This is a genomic window from Streptomyces antioxidans (assembly GCF_000968685.2).
Classification (GTDB): Bacteria; Actinomycetota; Actinomycetes; order Streptomycetales; family Streptomycetaceae; genus Streptomyces; species Streptomyces antioxidans.
The window spans coordinates 44,868-62,886 of record NZ_LAKD02000076.1; the positions used below are offsets into that span (position 1 = coordinate 44,868).

Genomic DNA, 18,019 nt, shown 5'->3' on the forward strand with positions numbered 1-18,019 from the left:
CACGGCCGACCACGGTCAGAGGGTGCGGCCGAAGAGGTCGAGCAGGGCCTCCCAGTGGCGCTCGGCGGCCTCGGCGTCGTAGGCGGAGGTGTCGGCCTGGGTGTAGCCGTGCTGAGCACCCGCGTAGACCTCGGTGCGGTGGCGGACACCGGCCTCGGTGAGGGCCTTGTCCAGCCGCTCGATCTGCTCGGGGGGAAGGGCCTGATCCTGGTCAGCGTGTCCGAAGTACAGCTCCGCGGTGACCTGCCCGGCCACCGTGTGCGGGCTGTCCGGTGCCTCCGTGGCCAAGAAGGCACCGTGGAAACCGGCCACGGCGGCGACCCGGCCGGGGTGCGCTCCGGCGGTCCGCAGGGCAAGGCCGGCGCCCAGGCAGTAGCCGGTGACGCCCACCGGCCCGTCGGTGGCCTGCGGGCAGGAGGCCAGCCAGTCGAGGTAGCTGCCGGCGTCGCGCACCGCACGCTCGGGAGTCAGCTCCTGAGCGATCGGGCCGATGTGCTCGAAGACCGCCGAACGCGCCTCCGGGTCGAGGAAGCCGGGCAGTTCCACGACGGGAGCGCGGCCGTGGCGGTAGAACACATTGGGCACCAGCACGGTGTAACCGGCCGCGGCCAGACGGTCGGCCATCGCCCGCAGATGGGGCCGGAGGCCGAACGCGTCCATGTACAGCAGAACGGCCGGGTGGCGGCCGGTGTCGTCGGGATGGACCAGATAGGCGTCGGCGATGCCGTCCTGGGTGGGGATGTCCACGGATGTTCCGCGCACTGCGGTCATGCGGGGGGTTCCTTTCTCCATACGTACTAGAAGCATCCCTCGGGCAGGGCGGCGCCACCGGCGTGGAGGTGTCCGATCGCCGCGGCGATCGAATAGCAGTCGAAGAGTGCCGAATGCTCCTTGCCAGCCGCGGGTTTGGGCAGGCCGAGCGCTTCCCACAGCCGACCGGAATTGGTCGAGGCCGTACTCGGCGCGAGGGTGTTCAGCCATGGCCGGATGTTCAGGAAGGGGGTGGTGAGAAAGCCGTTCTTGACCTCCTCGCCGCGGGCCCGGGCCCATCCCACGTTCTCCCCGAGGACGACCATGTCATTGCCGTAGGAGAGGGCGGACCGCCCCCGGCAGAAGGCCAGGAAGTCGCCGATCGCCTCGGCGGGTGCGGCCCCCTCGCGGTCCACGGTCCGCTGGTCGATGCCCGTGAGACCGGTGAAGAACGGGGACAGCCGAGGATTGACCACCGGCTTGACCAGCGCCTCGTATTCCTCGACGACGGAGTAGCCGTCAGCGGAGGAGTCGGTGCTGATGCGCAGCGCGCCGATCTGGACGATTTCGCGCAGCTGCCCGGGTTCCGACCAGTCCTGCTCGAGCGCTCCCGACCATGTGGTGAACTCAAGGTCGAAGACGACAAACGTCGACAAACGGTCTCTCCTCGATATGCGGTGGGCGCGATGCACCGTACGGTCGAATCGCTGTGCAGGAGGCTACTCCAGCCCGGACGGCCGGGTGCGGGGCGGTCGTTGGCCGCCCCGCACCGGTGTCTCAGGAGAAGGTGTCGAGCGCGACCCGGTCGGGGTCGGGGCCACCGCGCGCTCCGGTGTCGAGCGCGTCGATGGCGGCCACCTCGTGGGGGGTCAGGGAGAAGTCGAAGATCCCGATGTTCTCCGCGATGCGGTGGGGTTTGACGGACTTGGGGATGGCGCACAGGTCGTGCTCGACCTGCCAGCGCAGGACGATCTGGGCCGGGCTCTTGCCGTACTTCTCGGCGAGGCCGGTGATGGTGGGCTCCTGGAGCGGGTCCCGGACCTTGTCCGCGCCCTCGCCCCCATAGCGGTTCACCCCGCCGATGGGCGACCAGGACTGGGTGAGGATGCCATGGCGGACGTCGAACGCGCGCAGCTCGGGCTGGCTGAAGTTCGGGTGCAGCTCGACCTGGTTCACGGCGGGCACGACCTCGGTGCGCGCCATGAGATCGGTCAGGTGTTCGGGGGTGTGGTTGCACACGCCGATGGCCCGCACCCGGCCGTCGGCCAGCAGTTTCTCGGCCGCCTTGTACGAGGCCACCGTGGCGTCGAACGCGGACGGGACCGGCCAGTGCAGCAGATACAGATCGAGGCGGTCCAGGCCCAGCTTGGTGAGGCTGGTGTCGAAGGCCCGGAGCGTGGAGTCGTAGCCGTAGTCGGTGAGCCACAGCTTGGTGATGACGAAGACGTCCTCGCGGCCGATGCCCGAGCGGGCGATGCCCTCGCCGACCTCCTTCTCGTTGCCGTAGGCGGCCGCGGTGTCGATCAGGCGGTAGCCGTCTTCAATCGCGGCCGTCACCGCCGGGACGGTCTCGTCGGGCGGGCTCTGGTAGACACCGAGGCCGAGGGCGGGCATCCGCACGCCGTTGTTCAGGGTCAGAAGCGGGGCTGGTCCATTCATACGGGGTCCTTGGGTGAGTCGGAGACCGGCGGGCCCACCGCCGCTGCCGTGGCTCCGGCACCGGGCGTAGCCCGCTCGTACTGCGACAGGGGTTCCCCGGGACGGGCCGCTCGCTCGCTCCGCGACCCGAACGTCACCACGTTGGCGCGGTCAGTGAGTCTTGTCCGGCCCCCGGGGCCGCCACTCCGCCGTCACAGGGCGGGGGATCACGGTGACGCGCTGTGCTCACCGGACGTCATGTCCTGCGTGCCGATCACCGACAGCAGCTCCAGCTGGGCGGCGCCCCCGGTGCCGGGCGGGGCGCTGAACCACAGCAGCCGCTGGCGGCCGTCCTCGCTGAACAGGGAGTGGCAGTCCAGCTCGATGACGCCCAGCGAGGGATGGACGATCCGCTTGTGGTCGGTCCGCCGGAGGGCCACGTCATGGGTGTCCCAGAGGGCGGTGAACTCCTCGCTGCGGCGGCGGAGCGCCGCCACCATCCGCCGTACCTCGGAGTCGTCGCCGCGCCGGGCGGCGACGGCCTGGAGATCGGCCACGAACACCCGGGAGTGGTGGGGGTGGTCCTCGGGCGGATAGAGCCCGCGGGCCCGCGGATCGGTGAACCAGCGGTAGACGAGGCTCGCGGCGGGGCCGCGCACCGCCGGGGGACGGCCGATCAGCGCCGCGGCCAGCTCGTTCTGCGCCAGCGTCTGGTGCAGATCGGTGATGACCTGGGCGGGGGTGGTGGTGAGCCGGTCAAGCAGGCCGAGCAGGGCGGGCTGGACCTGCGCGGCAGGGCCGTGCGTCGCCCGGGGCACGGGCCGGTCGGCGAGGTGGAACAGATGGTCCCGCTCGTCGCCGTTCAGCCGCAGCGCCCGGGCGAGCGCGGTCAGCACCTGGGCGGAGGGCTGGGCGCCCCGTCCGCGCTCCAGCTCGGTGTAGTAGTCCGCGGACAGCCCGGCCAGCTGGGCCACCTCCTCGCGCCGCAGACCGGGCACCCGGCGCCGCGGACCGACGGGCAGACCGGCGTCGCCCGGGCGGACGCGGTCGCGCCGTGACTTCAGGAACGCGGCGAATGCGGAGTGGTTCACGCCCTCCATGGTCGCGTGTGCCGGTGCGCTGAGCCAGGGGCTGACAACCCCCGGGTGGGGAGAGCCGTGGCTGGCCCGGCGATCCCGGTCCAAGCTGGAGGTACCCGGAGGGGCACGGCGGAGAACGGCGCCGGAGCCCCCGGGCCACGGCCCGTACGCCGGGGGACACGACCGCCGTGGCCCGCACGTCGTGGCATCCGACCGCCGTGGCCCGTACGCCGGGGGACACGACCGCCGCGGCCCGTACGCCGAGGCATCCACCCCGCAACAGCCCGTACGCCGTGGCATCCGACCGCCAGCACACGCCCCAGGAGTCTCCGTGTCGTCCAAGGAAACCGTGCCCCAGCACCCCACCGACCGCCCCCGCGTCGCCATCGTCACCGGCGGCTCCCGCGGCATCGGCCGCGAGACCGTGAGGCGGCTGGCCGCCGATGGATACGCCGTCGTGACCGTCTACGCGGGCCACCGCGAACCGGCCGAGGCCGCCGCGAAGGACATCACCGCCGCCGGTGGCCGGGCCATCGCCGTCCAGGCCGACATCGCCGACGAACAGCAGGTGGCCGCGGTCTTCGACACCGCGGAGTCCGAGTACGGTGGCATCGACGTCGTCGTCAACGCGGCGGGCCGGATGCACCTGGCCCCCCTCGTCGAGCTGGACCTGGCGGAGCTGGACGCGATGCACCGCACCAACATCCGCGGCACCTTCGTCGTCGCCCAGCAGGCCGCCCGCAGGCTCCGCGGCGGCGGGGCGCTCATCACCTTCTCCACGTCCATCGTGGGCCTGGCCGCCCCCGCCTACGGCGCCTACAGCGCCAGCAAGGGAGCGGTCGAGGCGCTCACCCTGATCCTGGCGCGCGAGCTGCGCGGCCGGGACATCACCGTCAACACCGTGGCTCCAGGACCCACCGCCACCGACCTGTTCCTCGACGGCAAGGACGAGGAGACCATCGCCCGGGCGGCGGCCCAGCCGCCGCTGGAGCGCCTGGGCACGCCCGCCGACATCGCCGAGGTCGTGGCCTTCCTCGCCTCCCCGGCCGGACACTGGGTCAACGGTCAGTGCCTCCGCGCCAACGGCGGCATCATCTGACCGCGGCGGCGCCAGCGGCCAAGCGCCAGCCGGGCATCAGCTCCCGGTGACCGGGGTGGGACTGAACGTCACGGGCAGCGAATCCAGGCAGCGGTACCAGAACGAGTCCGCCCACTGCAGCTCGTCGGGCGCCACCGCCAGCGTCAGGTCCGGAATCCGGTCCAGCAGCACCTCGATCGCCGTCTCCGCGATGATCCTGGCCGTCTCGGGGCCGCCCGCCGGGCAGCCGTAGTCGCCGCCGCTGAAGGCGACATGGGAGTGGTTCCCGGCGTGGCCGACGGGGGTGTCGGGCCACAGCAGCGGATCGGCGTTGGCGGCGGCCAGGCCGAGGACGACGAGGTCACCGGCGCGGATGCGCCGACCGCCGAGGGCGGTGGCGCGGGTGGCGTACCGCCCGATCAGGTTCTGCAGCGGAGAGTCCGCCCACAGCACCTCGTTCATGGCCTCGCCGATGCTGCGGCGGTTGCCCGAGAGGGTCATGGCGAAGCGCTCGTCGGTGAGCATCAGCCGCAGGGTATTGCCGATCCAGTACGAGGTCAGCGGCAGCGCCGCGGCCATCAGCACCATGATGTCCGCGGTGTGCTGCTCCTCGGTGAGGTGCGGGGTGTTCAGGATGAACCGCGAGGTGAGGTCGGGCCCCGGATCCTCGCGCTTGGCCCGCACCAGCTCCGTCACGTACTCGGCGACCCGCCGCTGGCCGCCGATGGCCTCCTCGTTGGAGAGGAACGACACGGCCAGCCCCGTCGCCAGGGCCTCAAGACCGGCCTCCTCCAGGGACAGGCCGAACAGCTCGGCCGTGGCGAGGGTGGGCACCGAGTAGATGTAGTCGTACACCAGGTCCGCCTTGCCGCTCGCGGCGAACTTGTCGATCAACTGGTCGGCGAACCGCTCGCAGTGGCCGCGCAGCACGAAGGGATCGACCGTGGCAAGGGCCTCGCCGACCGCCCTCGAGCGCAACTGGTGCTCCTCGCCCTCCGTGAAGGTCATCATCGGGCTGTACGCCACCCACGGCAGCAGCGGCCAGTCCGGCGGCACGCTGTCCCAGCCGTTCCAGCGGCGCGGGTCCCGGCCGAACGTCTCGGTGTCGGACAGCACCTGACGGGCCTCGCGGTAGCCGAGGACGAACCAGGCGTCGATGTCGCCTTCGAGGAGGACCGGCGCGACCGGCCCGCTCTCCTGCCGTATCCGCTGGTAGGTCTCGTCCGGGCGGCGCCGGAAGTCCGGCCCGTACAGCCGCGCGGCGTGGGCGGGGCAGCCCGGGGGCGGCGTGTCCTGGCTGTCCTGGTCGTCCTGGAGGTTCGTCACCAATGGTCTTCCTCGGAGCGGCGGGCCTACGGAGATGCCCGGGAGGCTAACAGCATCCGCTGCGCGAGGCGGGCCCATCGCGAAGTGCGCTGCAGGGAATGCGTGAACGCCGCCGCGGGTGCGTAGGGTGGCGCGGGTGCGAATAGCTGTGTCCTCCGGCCGGCGCGCCGGTTATCGACGTTGGCCGGGGCGGATCCTGATCGCCGCGCTGGCGCTGTGGTTCCTCTTCGCCGTCTACCAGGACGTACGGGAACGGCTCGTCCTCGACCCGGACTTCGACACGGAGGCGTTCGCCGGGGACTGGGTGCCGATCGGTTCCGGGGCCCTGGCCGGAGCGATGGCCGTGCTGGCGGTCGTGCGCGATGTCCGGTGGGTCCCGCGGGCCGCGCTGGTGGCCTGTGCCGGTACCTTCGCGGCCACCGTGGCCTACCACCTGATGCCGGTGAACATGGTGACCAGCGAGTCCAGCGGCACCGAACTCATGGGTCTGCTGTTCCTCCTCGCCGTGGCGGTGCGCCGCTGCACGCCCTGGTGGGCCCTGGTGTCCGTGGCGGCGATGAGCGTCAGCGTGTTCTCCGTTCCGCTCCTGCGGGACTCCGACCCCGGCGACTTCTCCGACAACACCGCGCTGCTGCTGGCGCTGGCCTTCGTCAGCGGGCTGGTGCTGCGGCTTCACGACGCCCAGCAGGAGCGCACCGGACAGCTGGTGCGGCAGGAGGAACGGCTCGCGCTGGCCCGGGACCTGCATGACACCGTGGCCCACCAGGTGACCGCGATCGTGGTGCAGCTGCAGGCCGTGCGCCATGTCACCGGGCGGGGCACCCCCGACCCGCGGGCACTGAACGAGATGCTCGAGGCCGTCGAGCACGCGGGTGGCGAGGCGCTGACATCGATGCGGCGCCTGGTGGGCTCGATGCGCGGTGACGAGACCCCGCGCCATCCGGAGAACCTGGGCGAGGTCCTGACCCGCATCGTGGACGAAGCACGGGGGACCGGGCTGCCGGTACGGCTCGACCTCGGGCGGGACCTCCCGGAGGACATACCGGCCGAGGTCACCGGCGGGCTGAGCCGCGTCCTTCAGGAGGCCCTGACCAACGCCCAGCGCTATGCGCGCGGAGTGCGGTCGGTGGATGTGTCCGCCCGGGTGGCGGCGCACCATGCCGAACTGGTGGTGGAGGACGACGGACAGGGCTCCCCGTCCCAGCACCGCGGCGGCCCCGGCAGGCTCGGCGGTGGCTTCGGCCTCATGGGCATGCGGGAGCGGGTCGAGTTGCTGGGCGGCGCCTTCGAGGCGGGCCGCCGCGCCGGAGGCGGATGGCGGGTCCGCGCCTCCGTACCGCTGCGCCCCGACGAGAGCTCGCGCACCCCGCGGACCCGCGCGCGGCAGGCCGTGCGATCCGGGTTGCGGCTACGGGAGGGCAGGACGGCATGACCATACGCATCCTGGTCGCGGACGACCAGCATCTGGTGCGGGCCGGGTTCCGCATGGTGCTGTCGGCCGAGCCCGATCTGGAGGTGGTGGCCGAGGCCGCCGACGGGGCCTCGGCCCTGTCGCTGGCCCGCGAGACCCGGCCGGATGTGTGCCTCGTGGACATCCGGATGCCCCCGCCCGACGGTCTGGAGGTCACCCGCCGACTGGCGGGCGGCGGTCGGCCCGGGGCCCCGAAGGTGGTCGTGGTCACCACCTTCGACCTCGATGAGTACGTGTACACGGCGCTGTCGAACGGAGCGTCCGGTTTCCTGCTGAAGGACGCGGGTCCCGCGCTGCTGACCGAGGCCGTACGGGCGGCCGTCCGCGGGGACGCGATGGTCGCCCCGCAGATCACCCTGCGGCTGCTCCAGCACTTCACCAAGAGCCGGCGGCGCGCCGCACATGAACCGGCCGAGCCGCTGACCGACCGCGAGGAGGAGGTCATCCAGGGCATCGCCCGCGGACTGACCAACCCGGAGATCGCCGCCGAGCTGTACATCGCGCCCAGCACGGTCAAGACGCATCTGGGCTCGGTCCAGGCGAAGTTGGGCCTGCGCAACAGGGTCGAGGTCGCGGCCTGGGCCTTCCGCACGGGGCGCGCGGAGTAGCGGTTCCGCGGGCGTGCCGGACAGCGGTTGCGCGGCGATCTCCCCCGATCGGGGGAGGCGGCTCCGGATGGTCGGGGGATCCGCACGGGGGTGGCCGGGCGGGAGGCTCATGTGCGTCGCCATCGACGGCGACGCCCTCCGCCACGAGGCCATCCACCGAGCGCTCACCGAGGACCGGCATGCACCCACACCAGCCCCTCTCCGCCCCGGAGCCCCACGCGGCCCACGCCACCGATCTGACGAAGGTGTACGGCACGGGAGACACCCGTGTGGTGGCGCTCGACGCGGTCACGGTCGGCTTCGGCAAGGGGCGGTTCACCGCGATCATGGGCCCGTCCGGGTCGGGGAAGTCCACCCTGATGCACTGCATGGCCGGGCTGGACTCGCCGTCCTTCGGCTCGGTCCGCCTCGGTGACACGGAGATCGCCTCCCTGAACGACCGTCAGCTCACCCGGCTGCGCCGCGACCGCGTCGGCTTCGTCTTCCAGGCGTTCAACCTGCTGCCCACCCTGAACGCCCTGGAGAACATCACCCTCCCCATGGACATCGCGGGCCGTAAACCGGAACGGGCCTGGCTGGAGAGCGTCATCCAGACCGTCGGCCTGGCCGACCGGCTCGGCCACCGGCCCGCCCAGCTCTCCGGCGGCCAGCAGCAGCGCGTCGCCGTCGCCCGTGCGCTGGCCGGACGGCCCGACATCGTCTTCGCCGACGAGCCCACGGGCAACCTCGACTCCCGCAGCGGCGCCGAGATCCTCGAGTTCCTGCGCGGCTCCGCGAGCGCGCTGGGCCAGACCGTCGTCATGGTCACCCATGACCCCGTCGCGGCCTCCTACGCGGATCGTGTGGTGTTCCTCGCCGACGGCCGCGTCGTGGACGAACTCCACACGCCCACGGCCGAGGCCGTCCTGGAGCGCATGGGCCGCCTGACCCCGGCGCACGCCTGACGCCTGCCCCGCCGTCCCCGAGCCCCACAGCCCCACAGCCCCACAGCCCCACAGCCCCACAGCCCCACACCCGGCACCCTCCCGGAAGGCCGCCCCGTGTTCCGTACCGCCCTGCGCAACGTCCTCGCGCACAAAGCCCGCCTGCTGATGACCATGCTCGCCGTTCTGCTCGGCGTGGCCTTCGTCGTGGGCACCCTCGTCTTCACCGACACCGTCGGCAACGCCTACAAGGAGCGCTTCCTCACCACCCTGTCCGATGTCTCGGTCCAGGCCACACCGCCCTACGACGAGAAGACCGGCGAACGCGGAACGGTGGATGGGGACACCCTGCGGCGCCTCCAGCGGCTGCCCGGCGTGGCGTCCGTCACCGGTTCCGTCGAGGGGGTCGCCGCCGTGGCCGCGAAGGACGGCCACCCCCTCGGCGACGACCGTGTGACCGCGGGGGGCAACTACTTCCCCCAGGCCGATGGCGAGGACACCCGCCACCCACTGACCGCCGGGCGCGCCCCGACCGGGCCCGACGAGGTGGCGCTGGACACCGCCACCGCCGACCAGGGCGGTTACCGGGTCGGTGACACCGTCCGGCTGGCCGTCGACGGACCGGTGCTGCACAAGAAGCTCGTCGGCGTCGTCCGCACCGACGACACCCACGGCTCCGGCGCCACCCTGGCGCTCTTCGACGACGCCACCGCGCAGAAGCTGTTCCTGAAGCCCGGCCGGTACGACGGGGTCACCCTCCAGGCCGACCGCGGCACCTCCGAGACCGAGCTCGCGGCCGAGGCGCGCCATGTGCTGCCCGAGGACTCCGACATCAGCACCGGGGCGCAGCTGCGCGAGCGGCAGCGGACCGAGGCCGCCGAGGGCACGAGGGGGCTCAGCCAGGTGCTGCTCGCCTTCGCGGCCATCGCCCTGTTCGTCGGCGTCTTCGTCATCGGCAACACCTTCACCATGCTCGTCAGCCAGCGGTCGCGGGAGATGGCCCTGATGCGGGCCGTCGGCGCCGAGCGCCGCCAGGTGACCCGCTCCGTCCTCGTCGAGGCGGGGCTGCTGGGGCTGTGCGCGGGCGCCGCGGGGTTCCTCCTGGGCATCGGCGTGGCCATGGGCATCCGGCAGCTGTTCGCGTCCACCGGATCCGGCCTCCCGGACGGGCCGTTGGTCATCTCGCCCGGCACCGTACTGATCTCGTTCCTGGTGGGCGTCGTCGTCACCATGCTCGCCGCCTATGTGCCCGCCCGCCGCGCCGCCGCCGTGCCTCCCGTGGCCGCCATGTCCGCGATCCACACACCCCCGCCGGTCCGCGGCCTCCGCCGGCGCAACGCGATCGGCGTCGCCCTGATCGCGATCGGTGTGCTCGGCGTGGTGTTCACGGCGTCCAGCGGCGAGCAGGGCAGGACCATCGTGCTCCTCCCCTCCGCACTGCTGCTCATCGGCATCATCGTGGTGACACCGGCGCTCTCCGGCCCGGCGGTCGACCTCGCCGGACCCCTGCTGCGCCGCTTCGGCGTCCCGGGCACGCTGGCGCCGCGCAACGCCCGGCGCAACCCGCGGCGCACCGCCTCCACGGCCTCGGCCCTGATGATCGGGCTGTCCCTGGTCACCGGCCTCACGGTGGTCGCGGTGTCCGCCACGGCATCGCTCCACGAGCGGGCCGAACACTCCGTCACGGCCGACTTCGAGATCTCGTCGAAGAACAGTGGCCACCTGCCCCCGTCGGTCCACCGAACCCTGGCCAAGTCCCCGGCCGTGACCTCCTCCAGCCCTCGGCGCCAGGGCGCCGTACGGATCGGCGGCGACGAGGTGACGCTGACCGGTGTGGACCCCAGGACCATCGGCGACCTCCTCGACCCGAGCTTCGTCTCGGGCTCGTTCGCGGCCCTGGGCTCGGGCGGAGGCAAGAGCCTGCTGATCGACACCTCCCTTGCCGACAGCTACGGATGGGCCACCGGACAGCGGGTTCCGGTGGTCTACGACGACGGCGTCCGGGGCTCACTGGAGATCGGCGGCGTCTACCACGACGACGAATACCTCCCGTCCACCATGATGCCGCTGGCCACGCTGCAGCCCCATCTGAAGGAGACCGAGGACGCCTCGGTCCTGGTGCGCACCAAGTCCGGTGACGGCGACACGGCACGCTACTCCCTCCAGCGCACCCTCGACCAGAACCCCGTCATCCAGGTGCGGAACACCGACGACCTGGCCGAGGCGGCCGGTGGCGAGGCCATCACCCTGCTCCTCAACGTCCTCTACGGGCTGCTCGCCATGGCGGTGGTGATCGCGGTCCTGGGAGTCGTCAACACCCTCGCGATGTCCGTGTTCGAGCGCACCCATGAGATCGGGATGCTGCGCGCGGTGGGGCTCCAGCCCGAGCAGACGAAGCGGATGATCCGGCTGGAGTCCGTGCTCATCTCGCTGTTCGGGGCCCTTCTGGGCATCGGCGCGGGCATCTTCCTCGGCTGGGCCGCGGGCGAGCTCGCCGCCGACAGCATCCAGGGGTACGAGATGGTCATCCCCTGGGGCCGTATCGCCGTGGCCCTCGTGGGCGCCGCGCTCGTCGGAGTGGTCGCCGGACTCTGGCCCGCCCGCCGCGCGGCCCGGCTGGACATCCTCACGGCCCTCAAGGCGGACTGAGGCCCCGTCGTCCCCGTGTGCGGGCGCCGCGCCACCGCGCGGCGCCGCTCAGGGGTTTCCGCAGGCCGCCAGCCCGGTCGTGCCGCCGTCCAGCCGCATCGTGGTAGGCGTCGCACAGGCGTCAGTACGGCGGGGGGAGCGCAACGGCCGTGCTCTCGAGGGCAATGGCTCGCCTTGAGGGCGCTGGCTATGCCGCCTCCAGCAGGACGCGTGCGGCCGCCTTCGCCCGAAGTGCGGGTTCGGCGCTGCCGGTGATCGCCGCGGTGGCGATGGCGCCTTCGGCCAGCAGGGCCAGGTGGTCGCCCAGCGAGGCCGGTTTGCCCGCGGCTGCCGTCAGCTCGCCGAGGTAGCGGAAGAACGCCTCCTTGTGTGCGCGGGCCGTCTCGGCGACGGCCGAGGAGGTGGCGCCGAGCTCCCCGAAGGAGTTGCTGAAGGCGCAGCCGCGGAAGTCCGGCTCGCCGAACCACTCGTGGAGCCAGTCGAAGACCGCCAGGACCCTCTCCTCGGGGGTGGCCTGAGCCTCGGCGTACGCGGCCAGCTTCCGGCGCCAGCGGATGTCACGCCGCCGCAGATACGCCTGTATGAGCTCACCCTTGGACGGGAAGAGCTGGTAGAGCCGCTTGAGGGAGACACCTGACGCGGAGCGGATCTCGGCCATGCCCACCGCCTGGATGCCCCGTCCGTAGAACAGGGCCTCGGCGGCGTCGAGGATCCGGGGCTCCGCGGTTTCGGGACTGATCATCTCGCCGATCTCCTGATGCCGTGCCGTGCCGTGCCGTGCCATGTCAGTTAGTCAGAGGCCGAGGTCGCTCAGCCCCGGGTGGTCGTCGGGGCGGCGCCCGAGCGGCCAGTGGTAGAGGCGCTCCGACTCCTCGATGGGGAGGTCGTTGATGCAGGCGTAGCGCAGGCGCATCAGACCGCTGTCGTCGAATTCCCAGTTCTCGTTGCCGTAGGAGCGGAACCAGTTGCCGGAGTCATCGTGGGATTCGTAGGCGAAGCGCACGGCGATGCGGTTGCCGTCGAAGGCCCACAGCTCCTTGATGAGCCGGTAGTCCAGCTCCCGCCTCCACTTGCGGGTCAGGAAGGCGACGATCTCCTCGCGCCCGGTGATGAACTCCGCGCGGTTCCGCCAGCGCGAGTCGACGGTGTAGGCCAGGGCGACCTTCTCCGGGGCTCGCGAGTTCCAGCCGTCCTCCGCCTGCCGGACCTTCTCGATGGCGGTCTCGCGGGTGAACGGGGGGAACGGAGGACGTGCGGCGTCGGTCATGTCGACTCCTCGACTCGGGGAGGGGAGAGAGAGGGGGGAGGGAGCGGAGAACGGGCGTTCTCGCCATCCGGCACGACACTAGGAGAACGATGGTTCTCACACAAGCACCGACCCGCCGCCATCCCGGTGGCAGGGGGTGGCGATCACGCCTTCCGATGGCGGTGGGTACCGTGCGAGCGGAAGCACCGTGCGCGACGACAGGGCAGGGGACCGGCGTGTTGATCGATGATCTGCGGCAGGAGCTGCCGGACGGCCGGATGGTCGAGGACCCCGGCGTCGCCGCCGGGTTCGTCCACGACGAGGCGGAGTGGGCGCCGTACGGCACACCCCGCGTGGTGGTGCGGCCGCGCACGGCGGCGGAGGTGCGCTCCGTGGTGCGGGCCTGCGTGACCCACGGCGTTCCATTGGTCACCCGGGGCGCGGGCACCGGTCTCTCCGGTGGCGCCAACGCCGTCGAGGGCTGTGTGGTGCTCTCCACCGAGGCCATGGACACCATCCACGAGATCGACCCCGTGGAACGTCTCGCGGTCGTCGGGCCCGGGGTGGTCAACGACGATCTGCGGGCCGCCTGCGCCGAGCGGGGGCTGTGGTACCCGCCGGACCCGGCGAGCGCGCCCTGGTCCACCATCGGCGGCAATGTGGCGACCAACGCGGGCGGTCTTTGCTGTGTGAAGTACGGCGTCACCCGCGACTATGTGCTCGGCCTTGAAGTGGTGACCGGCACCGGTGAGCTGGTGCGGCTCGGCCGCAGGACCGCCAAGGGCGTGGCCGGATACGACCTGGCGGGGCTGATGGTCGGCTCCGAGGGCACCCTGGGAGTGATCACCGAGATCACGGTGCGGCTGCGGCCCCGGCGCGAGGCGGAGCGCACGGTCGCCGGATACTTCTCCTCGGTCGTGGCGGCGGGGCGCGCGGTCGCCGCGATCGGGGCCGCGGGGCTCACCCCCTCCGCGCTGGAGCTGATCGACCGGCACTGCCTGGCGGCGGTGGACAAGTGGAAGAACATGGGCCTGTCCATGGACGCGGACGTGGTGCTCCTCGGGCGTACGGACGCACCCGGCCCGGCCGGGGACCAGGAGGCCGAGCGGATGCTCGCCTGTTTCGAGGAGGCGGGGGCGACCTGGGCCGCGCAGTCCACGGACCAGGAGGAGGCCGACGCGCTGTTCGCGGCCAGGCGGCTCGCCTATCCGGCGCTGGAGCGGCTGGGCCCGGTGCTCACCGAGGACGTGTGCGTGCCCAAGGCGGCCGTACCGGAGATGCTGGCGCGCATCGAGCGCGCCGCCACCCGCCATGACACGCTCATCGCCAACATCGCCCACGCCGGTGACGGCAACCTCCATCCGCTGCTGATCACCCAGCCCGGCGACACGGCGGCGCGGGAGCGGGCCCAGGCCGCTTTCCACGAGATCATCACCGACGCCATCGACCTCGGTGGCACGGTCACCGGTGAACACGGTGTGGGCCTGCTGAAGCGGGACGGTCTGGAGCGGGAGCTCTCCCCGGCCGTTCTGGACCTGCACCGCGCGGTCAAGGCGGCCCTCGACCCGCACGGCATCCTCAACCCGGGCAAGGTCATCGCCCGGAGCTGAGCGCACGTCCATCCTCCGCGCGGTGCGGCTCGTGGCGCATCGCCACGGGCGCCGTGATGGTGCGCGGTGCGATGTGGGCGCGCAGGGACACCACCGTCAGCAGGGCCAGGGCCGTGCCCACGAGCGGCACCGTGAACGCGGCGCTGGCGCCGAAGCCGTCCGCCACCTGTCCGCCCGCCGTCACCGCCGCGGCCTGCCCCAGCGCGACCGAGCCGGTCAGCCAGGTGAACGCCTCGGTCCGGGAGGCGGCCGGGACCAGCGCGTCCACCAGGGTGTATCCGGTGATCAGCGCCGGTGCGACGCACAGGCCCGCCAGCAGTCCCAGCCCGCCGAGCGGCAGTGGCGCTGACACCGCCCACAGCGTCGAGCAGATCAGCGTCAGCGCGGCGTAGGCGGTCAGCAGCCGCCGTCGCGGGGAGGTGCGCCAGGCGATGGCGCCGCAGGCCGCGCCCGCGAGCATGTTGCCCGCCGCGAAGACGCCGTACAGCACGCCGTTCAGGCCCGGTTGACCCTGCTCCTGGGTGAAGGCGGTCAGGGCAACCTGCATTCCGCCGAAGACCGAGCCGACGCCAAGGAAGGCCACGGCCAGCACCCGTACACCCGGTACGGACAGGACCGTGGTGCGCCGGTCCCGCGCGTCCGCCCGCACCGGGCGCGGCGGTGGCGCGGTACGGCGCCGGGCCGCGAAGAGCAGCCCGCCCACCAGGGTCAGCGCGGCCTCCGCGATCAGGCCGGAGGCCGGGTGCACGGCGGTGCTCAGGGCGGTGGCGAGCACCGGGCCGATGACGAAGGTGAGCTCGTCCGTCACGGACTCGAACGCGGCGGCGGTCGCCAGCAGCGGATGGCCACCCGGGCACGGCCCGGATCCGCCCGGCGCGCCGTCCCCGAGGACGGCCGCCCAGCGGGCCCGCACCATGGGCCCGATCTGCGGGACGGAGGCGCCCGTCGGCACCGCGGTGGCGATCAGCGACCACAGCGGCGCGTCGGCCAGCGCGAGCGCCGTCAGCAGGGTCGCGGCCGCCGCGTGGAGCAGCACACCCGGCACCAGGACCGCACGCTGCCCGTGGCGGTCGGCCAGCTTGCCGCTCTGGGGCGCGAACAGCGCCATGGAGACGCCGGTGACGGCCGCGACCGCACCGGCGACGCCGTACGACCCGGTGGTGTGGCGCAGCAGCAGCACGATGCCGATCGTCAGCATCGCGAACGGCTGCCGGGCGGCGAACCCGGGGAGCAGGAAGGTCAACGCGCCCGGGGTGCGCAGCAGTTGCCGGTAGCCGACGCGCGGTGCCGGGGGAGGGGTGTCGCTGGAGACCGCGGATGCCACGGCCGACGCCTTTCCGCCGCCTGGTAGCGCACCCGGGCCGCGCGCGGCGGAGTGCGCCGAGAGCTGTCCTCTCGCGCTGGACCGGGGTAGATACCGGGTCCGGGCCGAGCAGGGGGCTTTGGGGACCGCGGCCGCCGAGCGGTCGCGCCAGCTCTGCGTCAGGCAGAGTGGTTCGTTGCTTGCGGCCCATCGTACAGGGGAGCCGCCCCCGCGCCGGTGGTGGCATGCGCCGTGGGCGGTCAGCCGCCGGGCAGGGGCCGGACGGTGAGGATCTGCTGGGCGTGGCCGACCGGACCGCGCAGGTCGTGCAGCACGGTGCTGGTGATGCCCTGGCCGGTGCCGCCGAAGGTGACCGTGGTGTCAAGACCGGTCCAGCGGCCCTCGGGCTGCCGGTGGAGATGGATGGTCAGGTCGACGTTGGGGAACATCCAGGCCGTGGGCGACTGCCGTACGGCGATGCCGTTGGCGGTGTCCACGAGCGCGATGTACGAGGCCAGCGGGGTGCTGGTCTGCCCGGCCACGAGGTCGAGCGGGGTGGAGACCCACAGGGTGGCGCGCCCCGGCTCGCGCGGTGCGAGCGGCCGGGAGTCCAGGGAGGCGATGTACCCGCCGGGCCACAGCGAGGCCATCGACCAGGGGGCGAGCTGTTCGGGAGGGGTGAGCCGGTCCCCGGCGCCACCGGCCACGGCCGCGGTGTCCACGGCGGCGAGGAGCCAGGCGCGGGCCCGGACCACGGGCCGGTCGGCGATGAGCACCACGGCCTCGAGGAGTTCGATGGTGCGGCCGGGCCGGACGGTCTCCACCCGGATCTCGCACTCGTCGAGGGCGAGCCGCCCGAGGATGTCGAAGCTGATCCGGCTGAGGAGCAGCCCGGTGTGCGGACGGGTGGCGAGGTGGCGGTCGACGGCGTGGACGATGAGCCCGCCGAGCGGGCTGAAGTGCTGCTCGTCGGTGCTCCAGGCGCCGCTGACATGGGAGGTGGGCTTGTAGTGGTGCTCGTCGATCGGCTCGTAGTAACTGTCGGTCGTCAACGGGGACTTCTCCTCGGGTACCGTCGCAGACACTTATTTAAGATCCTTGAGTATCTGCCCTTGATCAAGGGTTGCGTCATCCTCTAAGTTGAAATAACAACGGGTGGCATGAACCTGTTCAGCCGCAGTACCTCCCGCCGCGCGATCGCCAGCGCCGCACCGGCGGCCCCTCCTGTCCGGGCGACGCCCGGCGCCGTCGCCGTGCCGGATTCCGGCCTCGCGGCTCTCACCGGAGAGTGGATCGTGGACCCGGCGCACAGCCGGATCGGTTTCTCCGTACGGCACGCGATGGTGAGCACGGTGCGTGGCGCCTTCATGGAGTTCGAAAGCCGACTCTACTTCGACGGCCGGGACCCGCGCCGCTCCCGGGCCGAGGTCCTGCTGTCCACCGCCAGTGTCCAGACCGGTGTCGAGCAGCGCGACGACCATTTGATGGGCCGGGACTTCCTGGACGCCAGAACCTACCCGCACATCCGGTTCATCAGCACCGCCGTGGAGATCGCGGGCCCGGACGTCTACCGCATGGTCGGGGACCTCACGATCAGAGACATCACCCGCCCCGTCGTCCTGGAGCTCACCTACATCGGACATGTCACGGACCCCTTCGGCTACCAGCGGGCGGGTTTCGACGGCACGACCACCATCAACCGCTCCGAATGGGGGCTGACGTACAACGCCAGGCTGGCCGAGGGCGGTGCCCTGGTGAGCGAGAAGGTCCGGCTCCAGTTCGACATCGCCGCCATCCGCACCGCCCCCACCGCCTGACAGGACCCGGACCGGGGCGCCCTCGTTCGTGGGAAGGGCGCTGAGGGGGGCCGGGCGGCGGCAGCACGGAAGGGGACCGGCGCCGTCACACCGGTTTCGCGCCGTCACACCGGTTTCGCGGCCGTGGCGGTGAGATCCAGATTGTCCTCCACCCACAGACGCAGATTCCTGAGCGGGACGGACGCGCTGTGGCCCAGGGAGGAGAGCTCGTACTCCACATGGAGCGGAACGGCCGGGTAGACGGTCCGCTCCACCAGCCCGGCGTCCTCGAGGCGCCGCAGGGTCTGGGTGAGCACCTTGGGGCTGACCCCCTGAAGTCGTCGCTGCAGCGCGCCGAATCGGAGGGGGCCGTCCTCCAGGGCGCCGATGGCCAGCGCCGACCACTTGTTCGCCAGCAGGTCCAGCATGGCGCGGCACGGGCACTGGGCCTCGTACACATCATGATGGGCATGCTGGCCCGTGTGGCATCGCGTACTCATGGAGGAAACCTTCCGGGCCGCTTCGTACTACCCAAAAGGTAG

17 protein-coding genes are annotated in these 18,019 nt (G+C 72.2%); 7 read left to right on the forward strand and 10 right to left on the reverse strand.

All coding sequences use genetic code 11. The features are described 5' to 3' along the window. Nucleotides 1-15: 15 nt before the first annotated feature. The 4 genes from VT50_RS26155 to VT50_RS26170 all read right to left on the reverse strand — a co-directional run bounded on the left by VT50_RS26155 (nt 16) and on the right by VT50_RS26170 (nt 3,488). Entirely contained in the window at nt 16-771 is a 756-nt protein-coding gene (locus VT50_RS26155; protein ID WP_046085570.1) for a dienelactone hydrolase family protein, read from the reverse strand. 26 nt (nt 772-797) lie between these two features. Then, the gene (locus tag VT50_RS26160) at nt 798-1,406 is read right to left on the reverse strand and encodes a 3'-5' exonuclease (RefSeq protein WP_046085571.1); all 609 of its coding nucleotides are present in this window, start codon (nt 1,404-1,406) and stop codon (nt 798-800) included. A 121-nt stretch (nt 1,407-1,527) separates the two neighbouring features. Continuing rightward, nucleotides 1,528-2,409, reverse strand: coding sequence for an aldo/keto reductase (locus VT50_RS26165; RefSeq protein WP_046085572.1), 882 nt, complete (start codon nt 2,407-2,409; stop codon nt 1,528-1,530). Nucleotides 2,410-2,615: 206 nt separating this feature from the next. Next, complete coding sequence (locus VT50_RS26170; protein ID WP_046085573.1) at nt 2,616-3,488, reverse strand: helix-turn-helix transcriptional regulator; 873 nt, start codon at nt 3,486-3,488, stop codon at nt 2,616-2,618. Between the two features lie 310 nt (nt 3,489-3,798). Here VT50_RS26170 and VT50_RS26175 point away from each other — a divergent pair, with 310 nt between their 5' ends. Further along, a complete protein-coding gene (locus tag VT50_RS26175) occupies nt 3,799-4,566 on the forward strand; it encodes an SDR family oxidoreductase (RefSeq protein ID WP_046085574.1) in 768 nt (255 codons plus the stop codon). A 36-nt stretch (nt 4,567-4,602) separates the two neighbouring features. Here the strand turns inward: VT50_RS26175 and VT50_RS26180 are convergent, their stop codons facing one another. Then, nucleotides 4,603-5,871, reverse strand: a complete 1,269-nt coding sequence (locus tag VT50_RS26180; protein WP_046085575.1) for a cytochrome P450 — start codon at nt 5,869-5,871, stop codon at nt 4,603-4,605. A gap of 136 nt (nt 5,872-6,007) precedes the next feature. On the opposite strand from VT50_RS26180, the gene VT50_RS26185 reads away from it, so the two are divergent. From VT50_RS26185 to VT50_RS26200, 4 genes are all read left to right on the forward strand, one after another. After that, entirely contained in the window at nt 6,008-7,303 is a 1,296-nt protein-coding gene (locus VT50_RS26185) for a sensor histidine kinase (RefSeq protein ID WP_143645274.1), read from the forward strand. Continuing rightward, nucleotides 7,300-7,950: a response regulator gene (locus VT50_RS26190; protein ID WP_046085576.1), complete on the forward strand. Its 651-nt coding sequence runs from the start codon at nt 7,300-7,302 to the stop codon at nt 7,948-7,950. Before VT50_RS26185 ends, VT50_RS26190 begins: the two co-directional genes overlap by 4 nt. A 179-nt stretch (nt 7,951-8,129) precedes the next feature. Next, nucleotides 8,130-8,894, forward strand: coding sequence for an ABC transporter ATP-binding protein (locus tag VT50_RS26195; RefSeq protein WP_046085577.1), 765 nt, complete (start codon nt 8,130-8,132; stop codon nt 8,892-8,894). Nucleotides 8,895-8,990: 96 nt separating this feature from the next. Continuing rightward, on the forward strand, nt 8,991-11,522 hold the full coding sequence (locus tag VT50_RS26200) for an ABC transporter permease (protein ID WP_046085578.1): 2,532 nt from the start codon (nt 8,991-8,993) through the stop codon (nt 11,520-11,522). Between the two features lie 187 nt (nt 11,523-11,709). Here the strand turns inward: VT50_RS26200 and VT50_RS26205 are convergent, their stop codons facing one another. Then, complete coding sequence (locus VT50_RS26205; protein ID WP_046085598.1) at nt 11,710-12,264, reverse strand: TetR/AcrR family transcriptional regulator; 555 nt, start codon at nt 12,262-12,264, stop codon at nt 11,710-11,712. Nucleotides 12,265-12,315: 51 nt separating this feature from the next. After that, the gene (locus VT50_RS26210) at nt 12,316-12,789 is read right to left on the reverse strand and encodes a nuclear transport factor 2 family protein (protein WP_046085579.1); all 474 of its coding nucleotides are present in this window, start codon (nt 12,787-12,789) and stop codon (nt 12,316-12,318) included. 257 nt (nt 12,790-13,046) lie between these two features. On the opposite strand from VT50_RS26210, the gene VT50_RS26215 reads away from it, so the two are divergent. Next, a complete protein-coding gene (locus VT50_RS26215) occupies nt 13,047-14,378 on the forward strand; it encodes an FAD-binding oxidoreductase (RefSeq protein WP_240529317.1) in 1,332 nt (443 codons plus the stop codon). Here the strand turns inward: VT50_RS26215 and VT50_RS26220 are convergent. Together VT50_RS26220 and VT50_RS26225 are read right to left on the reverse strand one after the other, a co-directional pair. Further along, on the reverse strand, nt 14,362-15,702 hold the full coding sequence (locus tag VT50_RS26220; RefSeq protein WP_046085581.1) for an MFS transporter: 1,341 nt from the start codon (nt 15,700-15,702) through the stop codon (nt 14,362-14,364). The two genes, VT50_RS26215 and VT50_RS26220, sit on opposite strands and share 17 nt — an antisense overlap. A 239-nt stretch (nt 15,703-15,941) precedes the next feature. Continuing rightward, nucleotides 15,942-16,733 carry a thioesterase family protein gene (locus tag VT50_RS26225; protein WP_046085582.1) on the reverse strand — a complete coding sequence of 264 codons (792 nt, stop codon included), beginning with the start codon at nt 16,731-16,733 and terminating at the stop codon, nt 15,942-15,944. 108 nt (nt 16,734-16,841) lie between these two features. Here VT50_RS26225 and VT50_RS26230 point away from each other — a divergent pair, with 108 nt between their 5' ends. After that, a complete protein-coding gene (locus VT50_RS26230; protein WP_046085583.1) occupies nt 16,842-17,498 on the forward strand; it encodes a YceI family protein in 657 nt (218 codons plus the stop codon). Nucleotides 17,499-17,602: 104 nt separating this feature from the next. On the opposite strand, the gene VT50_RS26235 is transcribed toward VT50_RS26230, so the two are convergent. Then, nucleotides 17,603-17,977 carry a winged helix-turn-helix transcriptional regulator gene (locus tag VT50_RS26235; protein WP_046085584.1) on the reverse strand — a complete coding sequence of 125 codons (375 nt, stop codon included), beginning with the start codon at nt 17,975-17,977 and terminating at the stop codon, nt 17,603-17,605. Between the last annotated feature and the right edge of the window lie 42 nt (nt 17,978-18,019).